Raw genomic sequence first — 21,349 nt, forward strand, 5'->3', positions numbered from 1 at the left:
CGCAGTTCGCCTTCGGCTTCAGCTCGCTGTTCGGCCGCCGGTTCAGCTTCGGCTCCCAGTTCAGCTCCGGCTTCGGCTTCCGGTTCAGCTCCGGCTTCGGCTTCCGGTTCAGCTCCGGCCTCGGTTTCGGCTTCGGCGAGTGCCTGGGCCGGGCGGATTCGGGAGATACGGCGGGAGGCGACCCGGGCCGCGGCCCAGGCGCCGAACACGGTCGCGGCCAGGGCGGCCAGCGGCGGGACGACGCCGGTGGTGTGCTGGAGTGTGGCGGGGACGGCGCCCAGGGCGACGAACCTGTCGTAGAGCCAGGCGCCCAGCGGGAGTCCGAGCAGGCTGCCCGCCGCACCGGCGACCGTGCCGACGATCAGGGCTTCGCGGCCGAGGAGTCCGCGGATCTGGCCGGAGGTGGCGGCCACCGCGCGGAGCAGGGCGAGTTCACGGTGGCGCTGCTGGACGGAGAGCGCGAAGGTGCCGACGACCACGAGGACCGCCACGACCAGCGAGGTACCGCCCATCGCGCCGCCCATGCTGACCAGCCTGACCCTGGCCGTGGCGGCGTCCAGGAACTCGACGGGGCCGCGTGCGTCGCCGGCGCTGACCTGAGCGGTGGTGCCGTGGAGCGTTGTGGCGACGGCCCGCCGCAGCCGGGCCGCGCTCGTGCCCGTGTCCGGGAGCACGCCGAACGCGGTGACCTGCCCGGGGTGCGCGGCCAGCCGACGGGCCTCGCCTGTCGAGAAGAAGAGCGACGTCTGATGGCGTACAGCCGTGGCGGGAGCGGCGATTCCGGTGATCCGGTAACTGCGCGGAGCCCGCGTCGACTGGACGGTGAGCCGGTCGCCGGGCCGGAGCCGGGCTCGTTCGGCGAGGTCGCGGTCGACGACGAGATCGGTGGCGGCCCGTGGAGCGTCGCCGGTGACGAGCCGGTACGGCGTCAGCGCGGCGGAGTCCCAGGCGTGCCCGTAGGCGGTCCGGCCGCCCGTGCCGGCGGGTGTCAACGGCTGGGCGAGGAAGGTCAGTTCGGGGATGACACGGGCCACGCCCGGGGTCCGTAAGAGCCTGCTCTCCAGGTCCGCGGGGAGCCAGGCGCGCTCGGCGATCGGCTTCGCCTTGTGCTTGACCTTGGTCTTGCCCTTCTTGTGTTTGACGGTGGTCCGGTGGACGTTCTGGTCGGCGGAGACCACGACCGGGCTCGCCGCGTAGCGCTCGGTGTGGATGGTGCCGCGCAGGCCGGTGTCGAGAAGGGTGCCGCAGGCCGTGATGAGGGCGGCCGCGCACATCAGGGCGAGGAAGGCGCCGACGAATCCGGCCTTGCGGGCGCGGACGGACCGGAGGGCGTAGCGCAGCATCATGAGGGCTCGGTCTCTTTTCCGTTGTACGCCGGGTCGGCGTCGGCGAGAGGTGCCGGGAAGGCGAGGAACCGGGTGAGTACGGTGCGGGCGCCGGCCGGGGTGTCGGCTTCAGGGCGCTTGTAGCGGTTGAGGAGGGCGATGTACTCCTCGAAGAACGCCCCGAGTTCGGGCACGGTGAGCCGGATGGTGCCGCGCGAGTACGGGAAGGCGTCCGCCCAGGGCCCGGTCTCGGCGGAGTCCCGCTGGAGTTGCTCGAAGAGTTCCAGGTCGGCGGCGTACGCATGGTGGTTGAGCTCGTCCATGACGTGCCGCATCTCGGCGCTCTGACGGCTGCGCGGCGGGAAGCGGCGGTCACCGGGAACGGCCCGCCACCAACGCTCGCGGCCATGACCGGGCGCGCGCTCCGTCTCCCCTTCCGACGCCAACTCGGCCTGCGCCTCCGTCTCCGTCTCCTCGACGAAGCCGTAACGGGCGAGTTCACGCAGGTGATAGCTGGTGGAGCCGGTGTTCAGGCCCAGTGCGCGGGCGAGGGTGGCCGAAGTCGCGGGGCCGTGCAGGGTGAGGTGCTGGAGCATGCGCTGGCGGCGGGGCTGCGCGAGTGCCTTCAGCGCGGCGAGATCGGAGAGTTCGACCGGTGCGGGGGCCGCCGGGGTCCGCTCGGTGGGCGTCTCCACGCCGGTTGGGCCGAGTTCCTGTGCCATGCGTACACAGTCGTTTGTGCACAGGTGTCTGTGCACTGAGGTGGTCCGGCGTCTTCAACAGGGGGTTAGCCCTACCCCGAGCATCGGCCGGTGCTTGCCTGAACGCGATCGGCGCCCCCGCGCGTCCACCGTGTTCAGGACATTCGCACCACCAGACAGGTCAGAGCCGGATCGATCCAGAACCGGATCGACACCAGTCAGAACCGGATCGACACCGGATCAGTACCCCTCGTCCCCGAGGAACTCCGTGTCCTCGCCCTCTTCCTCCAGCGCCTGTCGGACCACTCTGAGGGCCATGCCCTGGGAGTAGCCCTTGCGGGCCAGCATGCCCGCGAGGCGGCGCAGCCTCTTGTCGCGGTCGAGGCCTCGGGTGGACCGCAGTTTGCGGTCGACCAGGTCGCGTGCCGTCGTCTCTTCCTGCTCGGAGTCGAGCTGGGAGACGGCCTCGTCGATCAGTGTCGAGTCGACGCCCTTGGTGCGCAGCTCCTGGGCGAGCGCGCGCCGAGCCAGCCCCCGGCCGTGGTGCCGGGACTCCACCCAGGCGTCCGCGAACGCGCCGTCGTTGATCAGTCCGACCTCCTCGAACCGCGACAGCACCTCGTCCGCCACCTCGTCCGGGATCTCCCGCTTGCGCAGGGCGTCCGCGAGTTGCTTACGGGTGCGCGGGGTCCCGGTGAGCAGGCGCAGGCAGATTCCCCGCGCCCGCTCGGCCGGGTCCGCCGGCGGCTCTTCCTTCTCGGCCCTCGACGAGGAGAAGTCACCCCCGTCCTCTCCGGACGACTCCCCGAAGCCGCGGCCACGGCGCCCACGCCTTCCGCGTGCGCCGTCACCGCGCGCCGTACCCCCGCGCGAGCCGCCCTCGTCACGTGCTCCCCGACTACGGCGCGAGCTGCGGCCGGGTGCGTCGTCGCCGAACCCGCCACCGCGCGAAGTGCCGCCGGGCACCGAGCTCCTGAAAGGCCGACCGGTGGCCGCCGGACCGTCACCGGGCTCCGGGCCGCCGAAAGGCGGACCGGCCTCACCGGCGAAGCCGGCCGACCAGTCAGCGCCCGGCTCGTCGCCGTACGGCCCGTCCATGCCGTACGGCTCCTCGGATGCGCCGTCCGCACCGTAGGCCATGCCGTCGCCTCTCCCGCGCCCCTGGGGGGCGTCGGGATACGCGTACTCGGCCCAGTCCGTTCGTCGTGTCACGGGTCAGCTCTTGGCTGCCGTGGCCTTGGCCTTGGTGACCTTGGCCGCAGCCGGAGCGGGCACCGCCTTGGCGGCGTCGTCCGTGGCGGTGGAGACCGCCGCGTCCGCGACCGGCTCGGCGGACTTCTCCTTCTCCGGACGGACGCCCACGCCCAGCTTCTCCAGGATCTTCTTCTCGATCTCGTTGGCCAGGTCGGGGTTGTCCTTCAGGAAGTTGCGCGCGTTCTCCTTGCCCTGGCCGAGCTGGTCACCCTCGTACGTGTACCAGGCGCCGGCCTTGCGGACGAAGCCGTTCTCCACACCCATGTCGATCAGGCCGCCCTCGCGGCTGATGCCGTGGCCGTAGAGGATGTCGAACTCGGCCTGCTTGAAGGGCGGCGCGCACTTGTTCTTGACGACCTTGACGCGGGTGCGGTTGCCGACCGCGTCCGTGCCGTCCTTCAGGGTCTCGATGCGGCGGATGTCGAGTCGCACCGAGGCGTAGAACTTCAGCGCGCGGCCACCGGTCGTGGTCTCCGGGGAACCGAACATCACGCCGATCTTCTCGCGGAGCTGGTTGATGAAGATCGCGGTGGTCTTGGACTGGTTGAGCGCACTCGTGATCTTCCGCAGGGCCTGGCTCATCAGACGGGCCTGCAGACCGACGTGGCTGTCACCCATCTCGCCCTCGATCTCCGCGCGCGGGACGAGCGCCGCGACGGAGTCGATGACGATGAGGTCGAGGGCACCGGAGCGGACCAGCATGTCCACGATCTCCAGGGCCTGCTCGCCGTTGTCGGGCTGGGACAGGATCAGGTTGTCGATGTCGACGCCGAGCTTCTTCGCGTACTCGGGGTCGAGGGCGTGCTCGGCGTCGATGAACGCCACCTGTCCGCCGGCCCGCTGCGCGTTCGCCACCGCGTGCAGGGTCAGGGTCGTCTTTCCGGAGGACTCCGGGCCGTAGACCTCCACCACTCGGCCGCGCGGCAGACCGCCGACACCGAGGGCGACGTCCAGTGCGGTCGACCCGGTGGGGATGACCTCGATGGGCTCGTTCGGCCGCTCGCCCAGGCGCATCACCGCGCCCTTGCCGAATTGCCGTTCAATCTGTGCGAGTGCGGCGTCCAACGCCTTCTCGCGGTCGGTTCCTGCCATGGGTTCCACCCGGTTTGCTTGAGTCGATCGCTTCACGTCAAAGACGCTAACGCCTGCCACTGACAATGCGCCCCGACGCCCGTCCAGCCTGTGGATAACTCGGGCACTTCACCATCAAAAGCCTGCCGAGATGCCCGTCATGGCCTCGCCGGAGCCTCCATAAGAATGGATGTTCGATTTTCGTGTCAAGCGCACCACGCGGCACTCGCGTCATCGGATGTCGCGTGTCCTGTGACCCTTCGAACCACATGGAAATCCTTCCCGCCCCGGGGGCCGGCTATGGAGACTGACGGCAGCGGCAGTCGACGGACGGAGAACCTGATGAGCGTGTGGAAGCGTGCGGGGATCGCGGCCGTGCTGGCCGCGGCGACCATCGGCATCGCGAGCCCGGCGGCTTCGGCCGCCCCCGCGCCCTGGGAGACCAGCCGGGTGCATCACCCCGCACCGGCACGGAGCACGGCGGTCCCGACGGCCGGCGAGACCGGCACCGTCTCCGTCCGGTGCGGCACTCCTTGCTACCAGTAGCCGTTCAGCAGCCCGCGCCGGACCGGCACGCCCCCGAAACCTCCAGAAGCGCTACTTCTCCTGGCGTACGGCGGGTGTCTTCGGCCGTACGACGACCGCGCGGCGCGTTCCCGCGAGGCTCGGGCCATGACTCGGACCCTGAAGAGCGATGCCCGCCCCGCCGAGCGGCTCTGTCACACGACCGGTGCCCTGCTCATCGTCTCCGGCCTGGCGCATCTCGTGGTGTTCGCGGTCGACGGCGGCCCCTGGTACGGGCCCGTCTCCTGGCGCAAGCCCGTCACGTTCGGGCTCTCCTTCGGGGCGACGCTGATCGCGGTCACCTGGGTCACGTCGTATCTGCGCGTCGGGGCCAGGCTGCGTACCGTGCTGCTCGTCGTGTTCGCCGCCGACTGTGTCGTGGAGGTCGGCGGCATCACCCTCCAGGCGTGGCGCCGGGTGCCGTCGCACCTCGATATGGAGACGCCTTTCGACACGGCGGTGTCCATGACGCTCGCGGTGGGCGGCGCGGTCCTCGTGGTGCTGCTCACCGTGTTCGCGGTGGCGTCCTTCCGGCACCGGCCGACGGGTCCCGCGGGGATGGCGCTCGCGGTGCGTTCCGGGTTCGCGATCCTGCTCGTCGCGCTGGCCTCGGGCGCCGCGATGATCGCGCGCGGGGTGGTCCTCGCGCGGACCGGCCACCAGGAGGCGGCATACCACTCGACGGCCCCGCTCAAGCCGCTGCACGGGGTGAGCCTGCACGCCGTCCTGGTCCTGCCGGCACTGGCCTGGCTGCTGTCCCGCACCTCCTGGAGCGAGGCGGTACGGCGGCGGACCGTGACGGTGGCGGTCGGCTGCTACGCCGCCGCGGTGGCCGGGGCGGGGGTGTGGGCGTTGCTCACGTACTGACCGCTGCGCCCTGGTGGTTCACGTTCTGATCACGCCTCCCCCAGTGTTCTTGCCGGATCCCCCTTCAGGAGGAGCCCTCCGCAGAGCCCCTCAGGTCGGAGCCGGCCGGTTCCGAATCCGTCGGCACCGTCGGCTCGGAGTCGGTCGTCCCCGAGTCCGAGTCGGTCGTCCCGGCGGAATCGGCCGCTGCGGGCCCGGTCGCCCCAACCCGCCCTTCCCAGAGCCGTCGGGCGCGGATCAGCGGGCCGGGCCCGTCGGAGCCCCGGGTGGTCCGGTGCCCTTGCACCCGGGGGTCGTCCGTGACGGCGTACCGCTTCACATACGCCCCGAGGAACGCCTGCAGCGTGGCGACGGCCGGGATGGAGATCAGCGCCCCGACCGCCCCGAGGAGCGCGGTGCCCGCGATGACCGAACCGAAGGCGACGGCGGGATGGATGTCGACGGTCTTCGCGGTCAGCTTGGGCTGCAGCATGTAGTTCTCGAACTGCTGGTAGACCACGACGAAGATCAGCACCCACAGCGCGTACCAGGGGTCCACGGTGAAGGCGATCAGCATGGGCAGGGCACCCGCGAGATATGTACCGATGGTCGGGATGAACTGGGAGACCAGGCCCACCCACACGGCGAGCACGGGCGCGTACGGGATGCCCAGCGCCTGCAGCAGGATGTAGTGCGCCACTCCGGAGACCAGCGCCATCAGGCCGCGTGAGTATATGTAGCCGCCGGTCTTGTCGACGGCGATCTCCCACGCGCGCAGCACCTCGACCTGCCGGGCGGGCGGCAGCACGGAGCACAGCGCGCGCCGCAGTCGCGGCCCGTCGGCGGCGAAGTAGAACGAGAACAGCCCGATCGTCAGCAACTGGAAGAGGCCCCCGAGCACCTGGGTGGACACGTCCAGCACGCCGGTGGCGCTGTTCTGCACGTACTTGCGCAGCCAGTCGGAGTGGAGCAGCCCCTCCTGGATGTCGACCCGTCTCAGGTCGGTCTGGAAGTGCGTGTTGACCCAGTTGATGACGGAGTCGAGGTAGTTCGGGAAGTCCTCGATCATCTTGATGATCTGACCGGCGAGCATCGACCCGAGCAGGGTGACGAACCCGGCGCTCACGATCAGCAGACCGAGGAAGACCAGGAAGGTGGCCAGCCCCCGGCGCATGCCCCGGGCGGCCATCCGGCTCACCGCGGGCTCGATGGCGAGGGCCAGGAAGAACGCGATGAGGATGTTGATCAGCAGCCCGATGAGCTGGTGGAAGGCCCAACTCCCCAGCTGGAACACGGCGACGAGGGCGAGCGCCAGCACCATGGCGCGCGGCAGCCAGCGCGGCATGCCCGTGCCCGGCACGGCGCCGTCGGCCGGGGGCCGGGCCGGGGGCGTCGTACCGAACGGGGATGTCTGCGGGGCGTCGTGCCCGGTCTCGTCAGTGGATGCCACGGTGCAAGTCTCGCCTACGGCACTGACAACAAGTCACCGGCGGCGATCTTCGTGACCGATCAGCGACTTTCCTGCGGAACGTTCATGACGGCGCAGACCACGCGCCACACGTCCTTGGCCTCCCAGCCGGCGTCCAGCGCCTCGTGCACCGTTCGCCCGCCGAGTTCCGTCATCACGTGATCGCGGGCGAAGCTCTCGGCGTACTCCGCGCCGAAGTGCTCCGTCATCCGCTGCCAGAAGACCGTCAACCGCATGACACCAGTATCCCGCCCCTGAGAGTGGGCCCGGGCCGGGACCGCTCGCCGAGACCGCTTTCCGTCCTACGGTCTGACGCATGGCCGAATCAGGAGCTTCCCCACTCCCCCCGACGCCCCCGGCGCACTCCCCGCTCTTCCGCGCCGAGCACTTCGTCTGGCTCACCGCGCGCGTGCTGGAACAGCGCCTCTTCGCATACCACTTCCTCAACGGCGAACCCGATCCGGTGGAGACCGCGCTGGACGCCTACCGCAACGAGGACGGCGGCTACGGGCACGCGCTGGAACCCGATCTGCGCGGCCCGGTGAGCCAGCCGCTGCACACCGGTCACGCCCTGCGCGTCCTGGACTCCATCGGGCGCTGCGGCGGGCAGCGGGTGGAACGCGTGTGCCGCTATCTGACCTCGGTCTCCAGGGCCGACGGTGCCCTGCCGGCGATCGATCCCGGCCAGCGCGGCTATCCGACGGCTCCGTTCGTGCCGATCGTGGACGACCCGCCCAGCGAACTCCTCGCCACCGGGCCGGTGGTGGGCCTGCTGCACCGCAACGAGGTGTGGCACGCCTGGCTGTTCCGGGCCACCGACTTCTGCTGGCAGGCCGTCGACTCCCTGGAGAAGTCCCACCCCTACGAGATCGAGGCCGCCGTCGCCTTCCTGGACTCGGCACCGGACCGCCCGCGCGCGGAGGCCGCCGCCGACCGCCTCGGCCGCCTGGTCCGCGAGCACCGTCTCGCCGCCCTGGACCCGGACCACCTGGAGGCCTACCCGGTCGCCCCCGGGTACGCACCGGGCGAGCACCACTTCCCGTACGACTACGCGAGGACCCCGAGTTCCCTCGCGCGCGCGTGGTTCACGGACGACGAGATTGCCCGCTCCCTCGACCACCTGGCGGACGGCCAGCAGGAGGACGGCGGCTGGCCGATCCGCTGGCGCCAGTGGGCACCCGGCATCGCCCTGGAGGCACGCCCCATGGTGACGATCCAGGCCCTGCGCACCCTGAAGGCGTACGGCCGCTCTGTGGGCTGATCCCGGGCCGCCTCAGCCGCCCATGGCCCGCACACCGGCCGTCACCAGCACGGCCGCCGCGACGACGAGCAGGAACGGAGCGCGCAGCACCAGCGCCACGGCTGCCGCAGCGAGCCCGGCGGCCCGCGCGTCGAGCACGAGCGCGTGCCCGTCGGCGAAGGCCTGCTGGGCCGTGAGCGCGGCGAGGAGGGCGACGGGCAGCAGGGCGGCGAGCCGCCTCACCAGTGGCCGCTCCAGCGCGCCCGCGGGCACGAGGAGTCCGGCGAGCTTGACGAGGTAGCAACCGAGGGCGGTCGCCGCGATCGCGATCCAGATGCTCAACGGTCTTCCTCCTGTGCGTCGTTACGTGATCCACCCTGCCGACGGCCCTCTGCGTAGAGGGCGATCGGCGCCGCGAGAGCCGCCACCAGGACCGGCACACCGGCAGGCAGCACGGGCAGCAGTCCCAGCCCCAACAGGACCGCGAGTGCGGCGACGGCGCGCTCGGTGGTGGTCTTGAGCATGGGCGCGAGAAGTGCCAGGAAGACGGCGGGCCCAGCCGCGTCGAGACCCCAGGCGTCCGTGTCCCCGATGGCCTTGGCACCCAGCGCGCCGAGCAGCGTGGTGAGGTTCCACAGCAGGTACAGAGTGAGCCCGGTGACAGTGAAACCGATCCGCGCGGCACGCCGCGTGGGCTGCGCGAGCGTGACGGCAGTCGTCTCGTCGATGACCCACTGGGCGGCGAACGGCCGCACCGCGCGCGGGAGGGCCAGCAACTGCGACAGGCGCAGCCCGTAGAAGGTGTTGCGCACGCCCAGGAAGAAGGCTCCCGCCGCCGCGGTGAGCGGATTGCCGCCGGCCGCGAGCGCTCCCACGAGCGCGAACTGGGAGGCACCGGTGAACACCAGGAGGCTGAGGGCGCAGGTCTGGAGCAGGGTGAGCCCGCCGCCGGCCGAGGTCACCCCGAAGGCGAACCCCGACAGCCCTACGGCGACCCCGACGCCCAGGGCGTCCCGTACGACGGCCGAGTCCGGCTTTCCCCCGGCCTCGGAGCCCGGTTCTCCTCCCGCTCCGGCGCGTATGTCTTCTGAAGCGATCTGTTCTGCCACGTGTCGGACGGTAGGAGCAGTCGCCGCCCCGCGTCTTGTACGTTCTTGCGCTCCCTCTGGTACGCGCCCGGCGGCACCCCGACGATCCGGGTGAAGTGCCGGTTGAGGTGCGGCTGGTCCGTGAACCCGACGGCGACGGCCGCTTCCGCAGGGGCCGTACCGGCGTCAAGGAGCCGACGTGCCCGCCGCACACGGGCGTCGGTCAGCCAGGTGTGGGGCGGCATCCCGTAGGCGTCGCGGAAGGCACGCAGCAGCGCGAACGGGCTGGTCCCCAGATCACCGGCGAGCTTCTCCAGGGACGGCGGGTCCGCCATCCGCTCCTCCAGCACGGCACGCGCGCGTGCGGCGACGCGACCGCCCGCCGTGGACACGACGCGCTGCGGCAGCGGTCCGCCGTTCAGCCGGAGCAGCCTGGTGACGGCGACCCGCAGCAGGGTGTCGGCGGCGAGCGCGTTGCCCTCGTCGGCCGCGCGCAGGATCTGGTGGACCAGCCCGACGGTGTAGGGGTCGTCGAGCACGGGACTGGCGAACCCGGGAGTGCCGCGGATCGAGGTGGTCTCGGCGGCTATCGCGCCCACCACCTCGGGCGACGGATAGACCGCCCCGTACCGCCAGCCCTCGGGCACGCCCGCCCGGCCGGTGTGCGGAGTGTCCGGATTCACCAGCGCGAGCGCTCCCGCCCCGGCTGACACATCACCCCCGCCGTGGTGGAACACCTCGACGCCGTCCGCGATGGCGGCGATCACGAAGTTCTCGTGTGTGTGCCGTACGAACGTCTTGCGGATGTACCGGGCGCGCAGCAGGTCGACCCCGGGCAGCTCCGTGTACTGCCAGTGCCTCGCCAGCTCGCCCGAACCTGCCATATGCCCATTCTCCGCCAGGCGGTCGGCAGGCGGTCGGCAGGCGGAGAAACGGTCCTGTCGTCGGCAGTCGGCAGGCACCGAAACGGTTCTGCGAGCCAGCGCCGGAGAATTCCCGCAGGTCAGACGCATTGTCAGTGGTCGGGTGCAGGATGGACGCATGGTCAGCTCCGCACACCGAGCCCTCGACGGCTTCTCCCCCGCGACCCGCGGCTGGTTCACGGGGGCCTTCTCCGCGCCCACCGCGGCCCAGGCGGGCGCGTGGCGGGCCATCGGCGAGGGTTCGGACGTGCTGGTGGTCGCGCCGACCGGTTCCGGCAAGACCCTGGCCGCGTTCCTGGCCGCCCTGGACCAGCTCTCCGCTACGCCCCCGCCCGCCGACCCGAAGAAGCGCTGCCGCGTCCTGTACGTGTCTCCGCTGAAGGCTCTCGCGGTCGACGTGGAGCGCAACCTCCGCAGCCCGCTGACCGGCATCCGCCAGGAGTCCGTCCGCCTGGGTCTGCCGGAGCCCGAGATCAGGGTCGGCATCCGCTCCGGCGACACCCCGCCCGCCGAGCGCCGCGCTCTGTCGACGCGCCCGCCGGACATCCTGATCACCACCCCGGAGTCCCTGTTCCTGATGCTGACGTCGGCCACGCGCGACGCGCTGACCGGCATCGAGACGGTGATCCTGGACGAGGTGCACGCGGTCGCGGGCACCAAGCGGGGCGCGCATCTCGCGCTGTCACTGGAGCGGCTGGACGAACTGCTGCCGAGGCCGGCCCGCCGTATCGGCCTCTCGGCGACCGTGCGCCCGGTCGACGAGGTCGCCCGCTACCTCTCCCCGCACCGCAAGGTGGAGATCGTCCAGCCGAAGTCCGGCAAGGAGTTCGACCTCTCCGTGGTCGTCCCGGTCGAGGATCTGGGCGAGCTGGGCGGCTCCCCGGTGGCCGACGGCAGTGAGGGCGCGGAGAAGCCGTCGATCTGGCCGCATGTCGAGGAGCGCATCACCGACCTCGTCCAGTCACATCGTTCAACGATCGTGTTCGCCAACTCCCGCCGCCTCGCGGAGCGTTTGTGCAACCGGCTCAACGAGATCGCCTACGAGCGCGCGACCGGCGAGCCCCTGGACGAGCACCACGCACCGGCCGAGCTGATGGGCGGTTCCGGCGCCGCCCAGGGCGCGCCCCCGGTCATCGCCCGCGCCCACCACGGCTCGGTCTCCAAGGAGCAGCGCGCCCAGGTCGAGGAGGACCTCAAGGCGGGCCGGCTGCCCGCCGTGGTGGCCACGTCCAGTCTGGAGCTGGGCATCGACATGGGCGCCGTCGATCTCGTCATCCAGGTGGAGTCCCCGCCGTCCGTGGCGTCCGGCCTCCAGCGCGTGGGCCGCGCGGGACACCAGGTCGGCGCGGTCTCCACGGGCGTCGTCTTCCCGAAGTACCGGGGCGACCTGGTCCAGGCCGCCGTGGTCACCGAGCGGATGCGCACCGGCTCCATCGAGTCGTTGAGGGTCCCCGCCAATCCCTTGGACGTCCTCGCCCAGCAGCTGGTCGCGATGACGGCACTGGACACCTGGCAGGTCGACGACCTGCTCGCCACGGTCCGCCGTGCCGCCCCCTTCGCCTCGCTCCCGGAGTCGGCGTTCACGGCCGTGCTCGACATGCTCGCGGGTCGCTATCCCTCGGACGCGTTCGCCGAACTGCGCCCGCGCGTGGTGTGGGACCGCATCGCCGGCACGATCACCGGCCGCCCCGGGGCGCAGCGCCTGGCCGTCACCTCCGGGGGGACGATCCCCGACCGCGGACTCTTCGGGGTCTTCCTCGCCGGCGCCGACCCCAAGAAGGGCGGCGGTCGGGTCGGCGAGCTGGACGAGGAGATGGTCTACGAGTCCCGGGTGGGGGACGTCTTCACGCTCGGCACCAGCTCCTGGCGGATCGAGGACATCACCCGCGACCGCGTCCTGGTCTCCCCCGCGCCGGGTGTCCCGGGCCGGCTCCCCTTCTGGAAGGGCGACCAGCTGGGCCGCCCGCTCGAACTGGGCCGCGCGGTGGGCGCGTTCCTGCGCGAGGTCGGCTCCCAGCCCAAGGAGGACGCCCGCCTGCGCCTCCTCGCCGCGGGCCTCGACGCCTGGGCCGCGGAAAACGTGCTGTCGTACCTGGCCGAACAGCGCGAGGCCTGCGGCCACATCCCGGACGACCGCACGATCGTCGTGGAGCGCTTCCGCGACGAACTCGGCGACTGGCGGGTAGTCATCCACTCCCCGTTCGGCGCCCAGGTGCACGCCCCCTGGGCCCTCGCGCTCGGGGCCCGCCTCTCCGAGCGCTACGGCATGGACGCCCAGGTGATGCACGCCGACGACGGCATCGTCCTGAGGCTGCCGGACGCCGACCTGATGGGCCTGGACCTGCTCGACCAGGAGCCCGTGAAGCGCGGCACTGAGTACGACGCCGACCAGGCCCTCGTAGGCGCGGCGGACGTCGCCTTCGACAAGGGCGAGGTCAATCAGATCGTCACCGACCAGGTCGGCGGCTCGGCCCTGTTCGCGGCCCGCTTCCGCGAATGCGCCGCCCGCGCGCTGCTGCTGCCGCGCCGCAACCCCGGCAAGCGCACCCCACTGTGGCAACAGCGCCAGCGCGCCGCCCAACTGCTTCAGGTGGCAAGTGAGTTCGGCTCGTTCCCGATCGTCCTGGAGGCGGTCCGCGAATGCCTCCAGGACGTCTTCGACGTCCCGGGCCTCACCGAGCTGATGGGCGACCTCGAATCCCGCAAGGTGCGCCTCGTCGAGGTCACCACCCCCGAGCCGTCCCCCTTCGCCCGCTCCCTCCTCTTCGGGTACGTCGCCCAGTTCCTGTACGAGGGGGACTCACCGCTCGCCGAGCGGCGCGCCGCCGCCCTGTCGCTGGACTCGCGGCTGCTGGCCGAGTTGCTCGGCCAGGCGGAGCTGCGCGAACTCCTCGACGCCGAGGTGCTGACCGAACTGGAGCGGGAGCTCCAGTGGCTCACCGAGGACCGCCGCATCAAGGACGTCGAGGGCGTCGCCGACCTGCTGCGGATGCTCGGCCCGCTCACCGACGCCGAGTTGGCCGAGCGGGGCGCCGCGCCGCAGTGGGCCCAGGACCTGGCTTCCGCCCGCCGCGCGATCCGGGTCCGTATCGGCGGCGCCGACCACTGGGCGGCGATCGAGGACGCGGGCCGACTGCGCGACGCCCTCGGTACGGCGCTCCCGGTCGGCGTCCCGGAGGCGTTCACAGAACCGGTCAAGGACCCGCTCGGCGACCTCCTCGCACGCCACGCCCGCACCCACGGCCCGTTCACGTCGGCCACGGCAGCCGCCCGCTTCGGCCTCGGAGTCGCCGTCACCGAGGGCGCGTTGCAGCGGCTCGCGGCGAACGGCCGTGTCGTACAAGGGGAGTTCCACCCGGCCGGCATCGGCCAGGAGTGGTGCGACGCGACGGTGCTGCGTCGCCTGCGCCGCCGGTCCCTGGCCGCGCTGCGGCACGAGTTGGAGCCGGTGCCGCCGGCCGCGCTCGCGCAGTTCCTGCCCCAGTGGCAGCACATCGGCAAGGGTCACGGACTGCGCGGCATCGACGGACTGGTGCGCGCCGTCGAGCAGTTGCAGGGCGCGTCCGTGCCCGCGTCCGCCCTGGAGAAGCTCGTCCTGCCGTCCCGCGTGGCGGACTACGCGCCCGCCATGCTCGACGAACTCACCTCCGCGGGCGAGCTGGTGTGGGCCGGCGCGGGCTCCCTCCCCGGCAAGGACGGCTGGGTCTCCCTGTACCTGGCGGACGCGGCCCCCCTGCTCCTCCCGCCCCCGCACCCGCTCGAACTCACAGCACTGCACCAGTCGGTCCTGGACACCCTCTCCGGCGGCTACGGCCTCTTCTTCCGCCAGATCACCGACCAGGTCCGCGCGACCACCCACCCCGACGTCACCGATCCCCAACTGGCCGACGCCGTCTGGGACCTGGCCTGGTCCGGCCGCCTCACGAACGACACGCTCGCCCCCATGCGCTCCCTGCTGGGCTCCGGCCGTACGGCCGGTTCCACGGCCCACCGCGCCAAACGCACGGTCCCGCGCGGGCGCTACGGCTCACTGACCGCCGCCGCCCGCCCCGCCTCCCGCACCGGTCCGCCGACCGTCGCGGGCCGCTGGTCCCTGCTCCCCGCCCACGAACCGGACCCCACGGTGCGCGCCCACGCACTGGCCCGCACCCTGCTCGACCGGCACGGCGTGGTGACCCGGGGCGCGGTCGCCGCGGAAGGCGTCGAGGGCGGCTTCTCGGCGACGTACCGCGTCCTGTCCGTCTTCGAGGACAGCGGTCAGGCGCGGCGCGGTTACGTCGTGGAGGGGCTCGGCGCCGCCCAGTTCGCGATGGACGGCGCGGTGGACCGACTCCGCGCGGTCGCCAACGCCCGCGACCGGGGCGACGACCTGCCCACGCCGGACGCCACGGACAGCGATCCTTACGGCTTCGGAGCCCTCGGTGGCTCCCACTCATCGACCACCGACTCCGGCAACGGTTCCACCGGCCGCTTCGGAGCCGCGAGCACCACCGACAACCCGCCCGACAACCACGGTCGTCAGGCCCCCCACGCCTCCCTTGCCGACCACGCCCGGCACACCACACCCGACTCCCCCGGAGTCCACGACTTCGCCGACGACTTCGGCCCCTTCACCGACTTCGACGACCTCGACGCCACGGGCACACCGGCCGACCTCATCTCACGGCACAACCGCACCCCGTCCTCCCACCCGCCGTCCCCGGGCGACTACATCTCCCCCCGCGACTTCCCCACCACGGCATCCCGGGGCAACACCGCCTCCCCCTACGCCAACCACCACCCCCGCCCCCGCCCCTCCCTCACTACCCGAGCCGTGGTCCTGGCCGCCGCAGATCCGGCGAACGCGTACGGCGCGGCCCTCCCCTGGCCCGAACCCCCGACCGGCGCCGGACACAAACCGGGCCGCAAGGCGGGCTCGCTCGTCGTGCTCGTCGAAGGTGAGCTGACGCTCTACATGGAGCGCGGCGGCAAGACCCTGCTGGCCTGGCCCTCCGCCCCGGACACCACGGGCACCGCAGACCCACGCCTCCAGGCGGCCGCCGAGGCCCTCGCGGCGGCGGCCCGCGCCGGTTCGCTCGGCACGGTCACCGTGGAGCGCGTCAACGGCGCCTCGGCCCTGACCTCCCCCATCGGCACCCTCCTGGAAGGAGCGGGTTTCATCGCGACACCGCGCGGCCTGCGCCTCCGCGCATGAACCAACCACACGTGAACCAAGCGGTATCTCACCCGAAGCCACCACCCACCCCATGCCACCCTTGACCCATGCCTGAAGGCGACACCGTCTGGCAGACCGCGAAGCGCCTCCACACCGCCCTCGCGGGCAAGGTGCTGACCCGCAGCGACCTGCGGGTCCCCAAGTACGCCACGGCCGACCTCACCGGCCGCACCGTCCTGGACGTCACGCCCCGCGGCAAGCACCTGCTGACCCGTATCGAGGGCGGCCTCACCCTCCACTCGCACCTGCGGATGGACGGCACCTGGCGGGTGTACGCCAATGGCGAGCGCTGGAGCGGCGGCGGCCCGGCCCACCAGATCCGGGTGATCCTCGGCACCGCCGACCGCACGGCCGTCGGCTACCGCCTTCCCGTCCTGGAACTCCTCCGCACGACCGACGAAGACCGAGCAGTGGGCCACCTCGGCCCCGACCTCCTGGGCCCCGACTGGAACCCGGAGCAGGCCCTGGCCAACCTCCTCGCGGACCCCACCCGCCCCCTCGGCGAAGCCCTGCTCGACCAGCGCAACCTGGCCGGCATCGGCAACATCTACAAGAGCGAACTCTGCTTCCTCCTCGGCGCCACCCCCTGGCTCGCCATCGGCGCACTCCCCGCCGACCGCGCCGCAAAGCTCCCCACCATCGCCAAGCGGCTCCTGGAAGCCAACCGGGACCGCCCCCTCCGCAACACCACGAGCACCCTCACGACCAGCGCCCCCCACCGCACCGCGAACGCGCGCACCCCCGACCTGTTCGTCTACGGCCGCGCACCCCGCCCCTGCCTCCGCTGCAACACCCCGATCCGCACGGCCGACCAGGGCGACGGCTCCCGCGAACGCCCCACCTACTGGTGCCCGAGCTGCCAGGTGGGCCCCGCACCGGGCACCACCCCACTCCGCGGAACTCAGCACCGTACGACTAATTGACGACCCGTCAGAAACCCTCGTACGGTCCCTTCATGCCCCTCAAGGCGTACGACCTCACCGGACGCACCGCTTTCGTCACCGGCGCCGCAAGCGGTATCGGCCGCGCGTCCGCCGTACTGCTCGCCGAGGCGGGCGCCACCGTGCACTGCGCCGACCGCGACGCGCAGGGGCTGCACGAGACGGCGACCCTGATCAAGGACCAGGGCGGCACCGCCCGTACCCACCACCTCGACGTCACCGACCGAGCCCAGCTCAAGCAGGCCGTGGACTCCTGCGAGGACCTGCACGTGATGGCCGCGGTCGCCGGGATCATGCACAGGAGCACGGTGCTGGAGACCCACGACGAGGACCTCGACCGGGTGCTGAACGTCAACTTCAAGGGCGTCCTGTACGCCTGCCAGGAGGCGGCCCGGCTGATGCTCGACCGGGGCACCAGGGGCAGCATCGTCACCATGGCGTCGGGCGCGATCGACACCGGAGGTTCCGGGTTGCTCTGCTACAGCGCCGCGAAGGCGGCCGTCGTCCAGCTGACGAAGACGCTCGCGACGGAGCTGGGCCGGCACGGCATCCGCGTCAACGCGGTCGCGCCGGGCTGGATACGCACTCCGATGACCGACCGCCACGAGGCCGAGGCACAGGTCCGCGCCGAGGCGCTGATGGCCCGGCTGTCGCCGCTGGGCCGGGTAGGTGAACCGGAGGACATCGCCCACACCGTGCTGCATCTGGCGTCGGACGCGTCGTCGTTCACGACGGGTCAGATCCTCCGTCCGAACGGGGGCGTGGCGATGCCGTGGTGACGGACACCGCCGCAGCGGCCGACGTCCGCCATGCTTCCCTCCACCGCCCCGCGGCCACGGCTCCCGCCGCCCGCGCCTTGGGCATACAGTGCACCGGGAGCAGGCTCAACCCCCACCCCCCGGCCGCCACGGCTCCCTCCAGCACCCCCGTATCGGTCGCCAGCGCGAGCCGCAGCACGGCCCACCACCACAGCGCGCCGAACCCCAGCGCAGCCCCCCAGCGCACTATCCGCCTCGCCATGGCCGCCACCTCCAGCCGAACGCTAGACCGCCGCGGTCATCCGCGAGGAGGGCGCATCGACGGCACACGGACGCACCACCCGCCTCAACCATGACCGCAGCGGACCGCACCGGCAAACGGACCGCTACGGACCGCTATGGACCGCTATGGACCGCTACGGACCGACAAACCGCCCGGCCGTACAAGGCGCCCGGAACGTGAAAGACCCCGGCCGCACCTCTCCAGCTCTCACTGGAGAAGCCCCGGCCAGGGCCCTCAGCACATCCTCAATGCCGATCAGCGCCGCATCGGCTCAGACCAGCGTCAGCGTCACGCGGCGACCACGTCCACCGCCTCGGCGGGGGCCTTGATGGTCACCCGTTCCGGTGGCACACCGGTCACCGATACGGAACCCAGCATCGGACGTACCGACGTGGGCACGGAATTGGTGGCCGCAGCAGACTGGGCCAGCTCGGCGAGAGCGAGCTCGTCGCTCACTTCCCGCATGAGCTCGGACATCCGTACGTCCAACGCGTCGCAGATGGCGGAGAGCAACTCGGAGGATGCCTCCTTCTGCCCCCGCTCCACCTCGGAGAGATAGCCGAGTGAGACTCGGGCGGACGAGGAGACTTCGCGCAGAGTACGGCCCTGGCGCTGGCGCTGCCGACGCAGCACGTCACCAAGCAGGCGACGGAGCAGAATCATCGGTGGCTCCCTCCTCGGACCGCGTAGCCGCATCCTTCTCGCCCCACCGTACCGCCTTGCGCCGCGGCCGTGCGGGGAGCGATGTCGTGTTCACTCAGGGCTGCAAACATCAAAACCCCCCGTTCTGTTCCGTATCCTGTGCCCGCTCATTCCCGGTCTGTTCGCTCACGAGCCGCTCCAGAAGCAGCGCGAGTACGCTCCGTACACTCTCTCTACGAATTTCCGCCCGGCCGCCGTTCAACCGCAGCGCGGACACTTTCCCGCCACCGGCGGCATCCGAATCCGGTCCGGAGGGGCCGTCGACAGCCACGAAAACGGTGCCCACGCGCTGCCCGTCCTGCGGCTCCGGGCCCGCCACGCCGGTGGTCGCGATGCCCCAGTCGGCGCCCAGCGCTTTCCGTACACCGGCCGCCATCTGGGCCGCGACCTGCGCGTCTACCGCTCCCCGCTCGGCCAGCAGGGTCGCGTCGACGCCGAGCAGCTGGTGCTTCAGCTCGGTGGCGTAGGCGGTGACCGAACCGCGGAAGGCCTTGGAGGCTCCGGGCACCGATGTGATCTCCGCCGCAACCAGACCACCGGTGAGCGACTCGGCGACAGCGAGCGTCGTACCGCTCACCGTCAGTAGTCGCACCACTTCAGTGGCCGTGGAACTCACGCTTCCGTCTCCTCCGCCGCGGCCAAGCGCTCGGCGATTCCCTGCCTGCGCAGCACAATGGCCTGTCTCACATAGTCGAACCCGGTCAGCACGGTCAGCACGACCGCCGCCGCCATCACCCAGAACCTCAGAGTGGCCAGCCAGCCCGTGAGCGCCAGCACATACATCCCTACGGCTACGCCCTGCGTGAGCGTCTTCAGCTTGCCGCCGCGCGACGCGGGAATGACGCCGTACCGGATGACGAGAAAACGCAGCAGCGTGATCCCGAGTTCCCGGCCGAGGATGACGACGGTCACCCACCACGGGAGGTCGCCGAGCGAGGACAGACAGATCAGCGCCGCGCCCATGATCGCCTTGTCGGCGATCGGGTCGGCGATCTTCCCGAAGTCGGTGACGAGGTCGTACGCGCGCGCCAGATGACCGTCGAACAGGTCGGTGATCATGGCGACGGCGAACGCCGCCCAGGCGAACGACCGCATCGCCGGGTCGTACCCGCCGTCGGCCAGCATCAGGGCGACGAAGCCGGGGACGAGGAGCAGCCGGAGCATGGTCAGCAGGTTGGCGATGTTCCAGACGCTCGCCTGGTTGACGGCGGCGGCGACGACCTTCGCACCGCGCGCCGGCCTCGGACCACCGGGCACACCGGTCTCGACGATCCCGGTGTCGACAGCACCGGACGAGGCACCGCCGGAGACGTTGCCCGACATCGCGCCCGAGGAGGCGCCACCGGAGGCCGCACCGGAACCCGCGCTCGCGGGTGCGCCGTTCGCGCTGGAGGTGCCGCCCGCCGCCGATGCCGGGACTCCGGTCATCTGCCCGCCTCCTCACTACACGCGAGCGAGCCCAGGAGCGGCTCGGCCACCAGGTCGACACCTTCCGTACCGACCACCTTCGCCTCGACCATACGGCCGACGCTCAGGCCTTCGCCGCTCGTGAGCAGCACCTGGCCGTCCGTTTCGGGCGCCTGGTGCTCGCCGCGGCCGTAGGTGCCGTCCTCGGAGTCCACGGACTCCACCAGGACATGCACGGTCTCGCCGACGCGCTCCTCGGCGCGCTGCGAGACGAGTTCCTCGGCGAGCCGCGAGACACGCGCCAGCCGCGCCGCCACGACGTCCTCGTCGAGCTTCTTGTCGTACGTGGCCGCTTCCGTGCCGTCCTCGTCGGAGTAGCCGAAGACACCGATGGCGTCCAGGCGCGCGCCGTTCAGGAAGCGCTCCAGTTCGGCGAGGTCGGCCTCGGTCTCGCCGGGGAAGCCGACGATGAAGTTCGAGCGCACGCCGGCCTGGGGGGCCTTGGAGCGGATGGTGTCGAGCAGTTCGAGGAAGCGGTCGGTGTCGCCGAAGCGGCGCATGGCGCGCAGCACGTCGGGCGCGGAGTGCTGGAAGGACAGGTCGAAGTAGGGCGCGATCTTCGGTGTCGAGGTGAGCACGTCGATGAGCCCGGGGCGCATCTCGGCCGGCTGGAGGTAGCTGACCCGCACCCGCTCCAGGCCGTCGATGTCCGCCAGCTCGGGCAGCAGCGACTCCAGGAGGCGGATGTCGCCCAGGTCCTTGCCGTAGGACGTGTTGTTCTCGGAGACCAGCATGATCTCCTTGACGCCCTGCTCGGCCAGCCAGCGCGTCTCGTTCAGCACGTCGCTGGGGCGGCGGGAGATGAAGGAGCCGCGGAAGGACGGGATGGCGCAGAAGGAGCAGCGCCGGTCGCAGCCGGAGGCGAGCTTCACCGAGGCGACCGGGGCGCCGTCCAGGCGGCGGCGCAGGGGCGCGCGGGGACCCGAGGCGGGCGCGAGGCCGTCCGGGAGGTCGGCCGGACCGTGGCCGGGCAGCGCGACGTCGGCGGCGGACTCCTGCCGCTGGGCGGGGCTGATCGGCAGCAGCTTGCGGCGGTCGCGCGGGGTGTGCGAGGCGTGGATGCCGCCGTTCAGGATGGTCTGCAGGCGGTCGGAGATGTCGGCGTAGTCGTCGAAGCCGAGCACTCCGTCGGCCTCGGGGAGCGCCTCGGCGAGCTCCTTGCCGTACCGCTCGGCCATGCAGCCCACGGCCACGACGGCCTGTGTTCTGCCGTGGCCCTTGAGATCGTTGGCTTCGAGGAGGGCGTCGACGGAGTCCTTCTTGGCGGCCTCGACGAAGCCACAGGTGTTGACGACGGCGACGTCCGCGTCCTCGGCGTCCTCCACGAGTTGCCAGCCGTCCGCCTCCAAGCGGCCTGCGAGCTCCTCCGAGTCCACCTCGTTACGGGCGCAGCCAAGAGTGACGAGTGCGACGGTACGGCGTTCAGGCATGGGCTCAAGACTACTTCGTCCCACTGACACCCCACGTCGAAGGGGTTGGCCGATCTTGGCCAACCCCTTGATC

General features: G+C 71.6%; 20 protein-coding genes. 6 read left to right on the forward strand and 14 right to left on the reverse strand.

Annotated elements, in window-relative coordinates:
* From ACIQBL_RS44720 to recA, 4 genes are all read right to left on the reverse strand, one after another.
* A partial coding sequence (locus tag ACIQBL_RS44720; protein WP_401953893.1) for an ABC transporter permease occupies positions 1–1,346 on the reverse strand: 1,346 nt, incomplete at its 3' end.
* Positions 1,343–2,047, reverse strand: coding sequence for an ArsR/SmtB family transcription factor (locus ACIQBL_RS44725; RefSeq protein WP_401953896.1), 705 nt, complete (start codon positions 2,045–2,047; stop codon positions 1,343–1,345). The genes ACIQBL_RS44720 and ACIQBL_RS44725, both read right to left, overlap by 4 nt.
* A 219-nt stretch (positions 2,048–2,266) precedes the next feature.
* Positions 2,267–3,238, reverse strand: coding sequence for a recombination regulator RecX (gene recX, locus ACIQBL_RS44730; RefSeq protein ID WP_401953898.1), 972 nt, complete (start codon positions 3,236–3,238; stop codon positions 2,267–2,269).
* 3 nt (positions 3,239–3,241) lie between these two features.
* On the reverse strand, positions 3,242–4,372 hold the full coding sequence (gene recA, locus ACIQBL_RS44735) for a recombinase RecA (RefSeq protein ID WP_401953901.1): 1,131 nt from the start codon (positions 4,370–4,372) through the stop codon (positions 3,242–3,244).
* A 321-nt stretch (positions 4,373–4,693) separates the two neighbouring features.
* Here recA and ACIQBL_RS44740 point away from each other — a divergent pair, with 321 nt between their 5' ends.
* Together ACIQBL_RS44740 and ACIQBL_RS44745 are read left to right on the forward strand one after the other, a co-directional pair.
* Positions 4,694–4,897, forward strand: a complete 204-nt coding sequence (locus ACIQBL_RS44740) for a hypothetical protein (RefSeq protein WP_401953903.1) — start codon at positions 4,694–4,696, stop codon at positions 4,895–4,897.
* A 126-nt stretch (positions 4,898–5,023) separates the two neighbouring features.
* Positions 5,024–5,782, forward strand: a complete 759-nt coding sequence (locus ACIQBL_RS44745) for a hypothetical protein (RefSeq protein WP_401953905.1) — start codon at positions 5,024–5,026, stop codon at positions 5,780–5,782.
* Between the two features lie 64 nt (positions 5,783–5,846).
* Here ACIQBL_RS44745 and ACIQBL_RS44750 read toward each other — a convergent pair whose 3' ends face one another.
* Positions 5,847–7,211: an AI-2E family transporter gene (locus ACIQBL_RS44750; protein WP_401953907.1), complete on the reverse strand. Its 1,365-nt coding sequence runs from the start codon at positions 7,209–7,211 to the stop codon at positions 5,847–5,849.
* 59 nt (positions 7,212–7,270) lie between these two features.
* A complete protein-coding gene (locus ACIQBL_RS44755) occupies positions 7,271–7,465 on the reverse strand; it encodes a DUF3046 domain-containing protein (protein ID WP_401953910.1) in 195 nt (64 codons plus the stop codon).
* Positions 7,466–7,545: 80 nt separating this feature from the next.
* On the opposite strand from ACIQBL_RS44755, the gene ACIQBL_RS44760 reads away from it, so the two are divergent.
* Positions 7,546–8,490: a hypothetical protein gene (locus ACIQBL_RS44760; protein ID WP_401953913.1), complete on the forward strand. Its 945-nt coding sequence runs from the start codon at positions 7,546–7,548 to the stop codon at positions 8,488–8,490.
* 12 nt (positions 8,491–8,502) lie between these two features.
* On the opposite strand, the gene ACIQBL_RS44765 is transcribed toward ACIQBL_RS44760, so the two are convergent.
* The 3 genes from ACIQBL_RS44765 to ACIQBL_RS44775 are packed head-to-tail and all read right to left on the reverse strand — an operon-like array spanning position 8,503 to position 10,441.
* Positions 8,503–8,811 (reverse strand): AzlD domain-containing protein, encoded by a 309-nt coding sequence (locus tag ACIQBL_RS44765; RefSeq protein ID WP_401953915.1) that lies wholly within the window; start codon positions 8,809–8,811, stop codon positions 8,503–8,505.
* Complete coding sequence (locus ACIQBL_RS44770; RefSeq protein ID WP_401953958.1) at positions 8,808–9,566, reverse strand: AzlC family ABC transporter permease; 759 nt, start codon at positions 9,564–9,566, stop codon at positions 8,808–8,810. Before ACIQBL_RS44770 ends, ACIQBL_RS44765 begins: the two co-directional genes overlap by 4 nt.
* Complete coding sequence (locus tag ACIQBL_RS44775; RefSeq protein ID WP_401953918.1) at positions 9,455–10,441, reverse strand: AraC family transcriptional regulator; 987 nt, start codon at positions 10,439–10,441, stop codon at positions 9,455–9,457. Before ACIQBL_RS44775 ends, ACIQBL_RS44770 begins: the two co-directional genes overlap by 112 nt.
* Before the next feature lie 157 nt (positions 10,442–10,598).
* On the opposite strand from ACIQBL_RS44775, the gene ACIQBL_RS44780 reads away from it, so the two are divergent.
* The 3 genes from ACIQBL_RS44780 (at position 10,599) to ACIQBL_RS44790 (ending at position 17,415) form a co-directional block, all read left to right on the forward strand.
* Positions 10,599–15,674: an ATP-dependent helicase gene (locus ACIQBL_RS44780; protein ID WP_401953920.1), complete on the forward strand. Its 5,076-nt coding sequence runs from the start codon at positions 10,599–10,601 to the stop codon at positions 15,672–15,674.
* 68 nt (positions 15,675–15,742) lie between these two features.
* Complete coding sequence (locus ACIQBL_RS44785) at positions 15,743–16,618, forward strand: Fpg/Nei family DNA glycosylase (protein ID WP_401953923.1); 876 nt, start codon at positions 15,743–15,745, stop codon at positions 16,616–16,618.
* A 32-nt stretch (positions 16,619–16,650) separates the two neighbouring features.
* Positions 16,651–17,415, forward strand: a complete 765-nt coding sequence (locus ACIQBL_RS44790; protein WP_401953925.1) for an SDR family NAD(P)-dependent oxidoreductase — start codon at positions 16,651–16,653, stop codon at positions 17,413–17,415.
* Here ACIQBL_RS44790 and ACIQBL_RS44795 read toward each other — a convergent pair.
* The 5 genes from ACIQBL_RS44795 to rimO all read right to left on the reverse strand — a co-directional run bounded on the left by ACIQBL_RS44795 (position 17,363) and on the right by rimO (position 21,276).
* Entirely contained in the window at positions 17,363–17,656 is a 294-nt protein-coding gene (locus tag ACIQBL_RS44795; RefSeq protein ID WP_401953927.1) for a hypothetical protein, read from the reverse strand. The genes ACIQBL_RS44790 and ACIQBL_RS44795 overlap by 53 nt on opposite strands.
* A 309-nt stretch (positions 17,657–17,965) precedes the next feature.
* Positions 17,966–18,340, reverse strand: coding sequence for a helix-turn-helix transcriptional regulator (locus ACIQBL_RS44800; RefSeq protein ID WP_317886675.1), 375 nt, complete (start codon positions 18,338–18,340; stop codon positions 17,966–17,968).
* A 109-nt stretch (positions 18,341–18,449) separates the two neighbouring features.
* A complete protein-coding gene (locus ACIQBL_RS44805) occupies positions 18,450–18,995 on the reverse strand; it encodes a CinA family protein (protein ID WP_401953930.1) in 546 nt (181 codons plus the stop codon).
* Entirely contained in the window at positions 18,992–19,807 is an 816-nt protein-coding gene (gene pgsA, locus ACIQBL_RS44810; protein ID WP_401953932.1) for a CDP-diacylglycerol--glycerol-3-phosphate 3-phosphatidyltransferase, read from the reverse strand. Before pgsA ends, ACIQBL_RS44805 begins: the two co-directional genes overlap by 4 nt.
* A complete protein-coding gene (gene rimO, locus ACIQBL_RS44815; protein ID WP_401953935.1) occupies positions 19,804–21,276 on the reverse strand; it encodes a 30S ribosomal protein S12 methylthiotransferase RimO in 1,473 nt (490 codons plus the stop codon). The genes pgsA and rimO overlap by 4 nt, the downstream gene beginning before the upstream one ends.
* Between the last annotated feature and the right edge of the window lie 73 nt (positions 21,277–21,349).

Source organism: Streptomyces sp. NPDC088350 (genome assembly GCF_044753545.1).
GTDB lineage: Bacteria > Actinomycetota > Actinomycetes > Streptomycetales > Streptomycetaceae > Streptomyces.

Excerpts from the sequence above, each read along its gene's own strand:
- ACIQBL_RS44725 (WP_401953896.1), bottom strand. The coding sequence starts at position 2,047 with ATGGCACAGGAACTCGGCCCAACCGGCGTGGAGACGCCCACCGAGCGG.
- recA (WP_401953901.1), bottom strand. The coding sequence starts at position 4,372 with ATGGCAGGAACCGACCGCGAGAAGGCGTTGGACGCCGCACTCGCACAG.
- ACIQBL_RS44740 (WP_401953903.1), top strand. The coding sequence starts at position 4,694 with ATGAGCGTGTGGAAGCGTGCGGGGATCGCGGCCGTGCTGGCCGCGGCG.
- ACIQBL_RS44745 (WP_401953905.1), top strand. The coding sequence starts at position 5,024 with ATGACTCGGACCCTGAAGAGCGATGCCCGCCCCGCCGAGCGGCTCTGT.
- ACIQBL_RS44755 (WP_401953910.1), bottom strand. The coding sequence starts at position 7,465 with ATGCGGTTGACGGTCTTCTGGCAGCGGATGACGGAGCACTTCGGCGCG.
- ACIQBL_RS44760 (WP_401953913.1), top strand. The coding sequence starts at position 7,546 with ATGGCCGAATCAGGAGCTTCCCCACTCCCCCCGACGCCCCCGGCGCAC.
- ACIQBL_RS44775 (WP_401953918.1), bottom strand. The coding sequence starts at position 10,441 with ATGGCAGGTTCGGGCGAGCTGGCGAGGCACTGGCAGTACACGGAGCTG.
- ACIQBL_RS44780 (WP_401953920.1), top strand. The coding sequence starts at position 10,599 with ATGGTCAGCTCCGCACACCGAGCCCTCGACGGCTTCTCCCCCGCGACC.
- ACIQBL_RS44785 (WP_401953923.1), top strand. The coding sequence starts at position 15,743 with ATGCCTGAAGGCGACACCGTCTGGCAGACCGCGAAGCGCCTCCACACC.
- ACIQBL_RS44790 (WP_401953925.1), top strand. The coding sequence starts at position 16,651 with ATGCCCCTCAAGGCGTACGACCTCACCGGACGCACCGCTTTCGTCACC.
- ACIQBL_RS44795 (WP_401953927.1), bottom strand. The coding sequence starts at position 17,656 with ATGGCGAGGCGGATAGTGCGCTGGGGGGCTGCGCTGGGGTTCGGCGCG.
- ACIQBL_RS44800 (WP_317886675.1), bottom strand. The coding sequence starts at position 18,340 with ATGATTCTGCTCCGTCGCCTGCTTGGTGACGTGCTGCGTCGGCAGCGC.
- pgsA (WP_401953932.1), bottom strand. The coding sequence starts at position 19,807 with ATGACCGGAGTCCCGGCATCGGCGGCGGGCGGCACCTCCAGCGCGAAC.
- rimO (WP_401953935.1), bottom strand. The coding sequence starts at position 21,276 with ATGCCTGAACGCCGTACCGTCGCACTCGTCACTCTTGGCTGCGCCCGT.